This window comes from Acinetobacter sp. UBA3025 (assembly GCF_002367915.1).
GTDB lineage: Bacteria > Pseudomonadota > Gammaproteobacteria > Pseudomonadales > Moraxellaceae > Acinetobacter.
Window position 1 is genome coordinate 1 of sequence record NZ_DFDO01000194.1, and the last position, 3,617, is coordinate 3,617.

Below are 3,617 nucleotides of genomic sequence, written 5' to 3' on the forward strand. Positions count from 1 at the left end.
GAGAGCCAAGATTCTGAAAAACCCACTCATTGCGAAGTGGGTTTTTTTATTCTTTTCTCTTTTATGATCCGTATTTGATTTGAGTCAGTTTATATTCTTTGTGATTGGCTGTCTGGCAAGCTTTGCCTTAATTTGCCTGCTCTTCCCCCATCTGTTTACCCGCCAGACGAAATTCTATCCCAAGCGTGTCATTACAGCTTTCGAAAGCAAGATGTTTACTCGCCTGAAAGATGCTTTTCCACACCATCATATTCTGGCACAGGTCGCATTTAGTGCTTTGATCACACATGACAATATGAAAATGCGCAGCAAGTTCAACCGTAAAGTGACCGATTTTGTGGTGATGGACCGGGAATATAATGTAGTGGCGATTATAGAACTGGATGACCCTAGCCATATTGGCAAGGAACAGGAAGATGCGGAACGCGATGCGATGCTGATTGCTGCCGGCTACACAGTCATCCGCTACACTGAAATTCCAACGATCCGGCAGCTTCAAAGAGATTTGAGATAAATAGTTTAATGAGAGGAATTTATTTCAGCTTCGGAAGCAGCTTGAGTTGCTTGAGTCTCCTGCTCTGCCTTTGATTTTTCAGCCGCTTCGCGTGCTTCAATCCGGGCAATCATGTCAGCCTGTTGCTGTTTATATTTTTCCTGATTTTTCGCATCACTATTAACAGCTAAAAATGCCATGGTCACCAAAAAAATTGGAACACACAAAGCCAAGGTTCCAAAGATAAGCAGTTTTTTGATACTGCGGGGTTTGGTCTGTTCCGACATAACGAGCCTATACTGATAACCTATAATCTTAAGCCACTATAACAAACTTAAATGATTGCTCAAGGCCTAGCATCACAAGGAATAAAAAGGAGCCGAAGCTCCTTTTAGGATTAAGGATTGACAGAAATACCTGAAGGCATATAGGTATTAATAAAGGTCAGCAGCTGGGTTCTGCTTTGTACAATGGCCTCGGTATGTGAAGCATTCTCTACCTCTACAAAATTCACTGTGGTTCCCATATCTTTCAAGCCCTGTTGTAAAGTATTTGTTACTGGATACGGAACAGCCATATCTGCAGTACCTTGAATGATCATCACAGGAACATTAATTTTTTCAGTTGCAGGCTGATTATTCTCAAGGAACTTTTCAACCGACGAATTATTCTGGAAGTTTTCTACTAATCCCGGATAGTCCACGACTGTTTTTTCCGGATTATTCACCAGATAATCATCAATATCTTGCATATATTCAGTAATCAGTGGCCCTAAACAAAGTCCATTTTCTCCAGTCGTACCTTCTGCCTTTTCAGCCACAATCGCTGCACGGCTTGAAAATATATTGCGATAGTTAAAGCCTGGTTCATAAGCTTTAATCCCTACAGCCACATAAGCCGCATATGCCAATAATTCTGCATAGACCGCTTTCGCAGCATTATCTTGTCCAGCCTCAACCAAAGCACTAAGCGCTTGCGGTGCTACTTCACTGATAATATAGCCCAGACTTGAGGCCGGAGCTGCTGCAACTGCCGCCTTATAATTTGGATCTTCATCGGCAAACTGGGCTGTTGCAAGTGATGCGTGTCCTCCCTGGGATTGTCCCACTGAAACCCAAGCACCATTAAATCGATTTCCTTGTTGTTCTTTAAAGGCTCTTACTGCATAGATAGCCGATTGTGCCGCACTTTTTAAATTTAAATAAGGATGGATCCCCCGAGTACCTAATCCTTCATAATCGGGTGCAACAATCACATATCCCTGTGCAAGCAAGCTGCTGGCCAATCCTCTAAAATTATTATTCAGCTGGTTATTACTGGGTGCACAAGAATCACCGCTACCCACCGTGCCATGTTCCCAAACCACCACCCTCCATCCGTCTTGAGGTTGAGGCGTATTTGGATAAAATACCATGGCTGTCGCTTCAGCCCGTTCACCATTTACGTTTGGCATATTATAGCGTATGACTTGAATATCCGATGCTTCAGGCAAGGTATCCTCATCATAAGACTGTTGACTTAAAAATACCCTTTCTTGTGGTCGGAACGAATCATTGTCATCGTCATTACACGCAGTCATGAATAATGACATGGAACATACCAGTGCCAGACAGGTTTTTTTGAAACCGTTTTTCACTACATTATTCATATTCTAATCCCTTATTGTTGTTTATGATTTTCATGAAGAATCTTGAATTAAGCATAAAAAAAAGCACCCTTATAGGATGCTTTTGTTATGAATCGACAAGGTGCAATTACAGAAGCGCGGCAAAGATTCCAAGAAAAATCATCAGCCCCACCCAACGGTTATGCCGGAAGGCCCAGAAACAGCGCTGCGGGTCCTTATCTCGAGTTTTTGACCATTGGTAAATAAAATCAATTGCGACTGCGAGCAGACCCATCAGGCCAAATGGAACAAGCAAATCCTCAATCCATAATGCCGTGCCAATCAAGACCAGACTTAGAACCTGTAAGGTACTAATGATCTGAATATCATGCTGACCGAATAAAATGGCTGTCGATTTTACTCCAATCTTTAAATCATACTCACGATCGGTAATCGCATATTGCGTGTCATAGGCCACGGTCCAAGCCAGATTGCCAAAATAGAGAAGCCAGCAGGTTAGGTCCGGTGTCTGCCCGACTGCGGTATAGGCCATCGGAATTGACCAGGAAAATGCAGCGCCCAAGAATACCTGCGGCAAATGGGTATAGCGTTTCATAAACGGATAAATGAACGCTAAAAACAAGGCTCCAAAGGACCAGTAAAAGGTTTCAATCGGCAGGAAAAATAACAGGCAGGCACTGGCTGCGACGAGCACCAGAAAGACCATCACTGCTTCTTTAGCACTAATAATACCGGTGGCTAAGGGACGGGTTTTGGTACGCTCGACATGCGCATCCACTTTACGGTCGGCAAAGTCATTAATGGCACAGCCCGCTGCGCGCATAAAAATTACACCTAGAATCATCAGCACTAGAATACTGAGATCAGGGATTCCTTTTGCTGCGACCCATAGCGCCCACATGGTCGGCCAGAAGACCAGCTCTGTGCCAATTGGCTTATCAAAACGACAAAGATAATAATAGGCGCTCAGACGTTCACGCCAGGTAATTGCTTGTGCAGTTGCCATATCAAGTTAAGCCTGTTGATTTTGTATAAAGTGTTCAAATGCCGGTAAAAATGTTTCTTGTACGATAAATTTACAACCATGCCAAGTATAGCAGCTCTGACGGGTCCAACCCTCTTCCAGATAAATCACACGTCGTTCACAGTTTGGATTGGTCCGCTGGAATAATAGCCAGCCAATCGGCTTCGATCCAATATGCTGAAAAATCCGCGCACGTTTTTGCAAGCTTAATATCGGAAATATACTTTTTGCTTTGACCCATGGCTGCTCTTCACAGCCATATAAATAGCTTTCCCGCACCCAGGACGTATGCTGATGTGGCATCTGCATCCACCGCGCATCCACAAATTCCAGACGCTGAAAATGTTCCTGCTGTGGTTCTACCCGAAACTGTCCACTAGCCAGATCCGTTAATTGCTGCGTCAATGATCCTGAGGCATACAGCCATTCTCGAAGCGCAGCAGGTATATGCGGTCCAAGATCGGAAGAGCGGT

5 protein-coding genes are annotated in these 3,617 nt (G+C 44.0%); 1 reads left to right on the forward strand and 4 read right to left on the reverse strand.

Going from position 1 to position 3,617, the window contains the following annotated elements:
• The first annotated feature begins 79 nt into the window (after positions 1-79).
• Entirely contained in the window at positions 80-514 is a 435-nt protein-coding gene (locus B4J23_RS08110; protein ID WP_125279766.1) for a DUF2726 domain-containing protein, read from the forward strand.
• A gap of 5 nt (positions 515-519) precedes the next feature.
• Here the strand turns inward: B4J23_RS08110 and B4J23_RS08115 are convergent, their stop codons facing one another.
• The 4 genes from B4J23_RS08115 to B4J23_RS08130 form a co-directional block, all read right to left on the reverse strand.
• Positions 520-780 carry a hypothetical protein gene (locus tag B4J23_RS08115; protein ID WP_125279765.1) on the reverse strand — a complete coding sequence of 87 codons (261 nt, stop codon included), beginning with the start codon at positions 778-780 and terminating at the stop codon, positions 520-522.
• Positions 781-890: 110 nt separating this feature from the next.
• Positions 891-2,141 carry an alpha/beta hydrolase family protein gene (locus B4J23_RS08120; RefSeq protein ID WP_125279764.1) on the reverse strand — a complete coding sequence of 417 codons (1,251 nt, stop codon included), beginning with the start codon at positions 2,139-2,141 and terminating at the stop codon, positions 891-893.
• A gap of 106 nt (positions 2,142-2,247) precedes the next feature.
• Positions 2,248-3,126 (reverse strand): 4-hydroxybenzoate octaprenyltransferase, encoded by an 879-nt coding sequence (ubiA, locus tag B4J23_RS08125; RefSeq protein WP_034702847.1) that lies wholly within the window; start codon positions 3,124-3,126, stop codon positions 2,248-2,250.
• A 6-nt stretch (positions 3,127-3,132) separates the two neighbouring features.
• Positions 3,133-3,591, reverse strand: coding sequence for a chorismate--pyruvate lyase family protein (locus B4J23_RS08130; RefSeq protein ID WP_291359868.1), 459 nt, complete (start codon positions 3,589-3,591; stop codon positions 3,133-3,135).
• Positions 3,592-3,617: the final 26 nt, after the last annotated feature.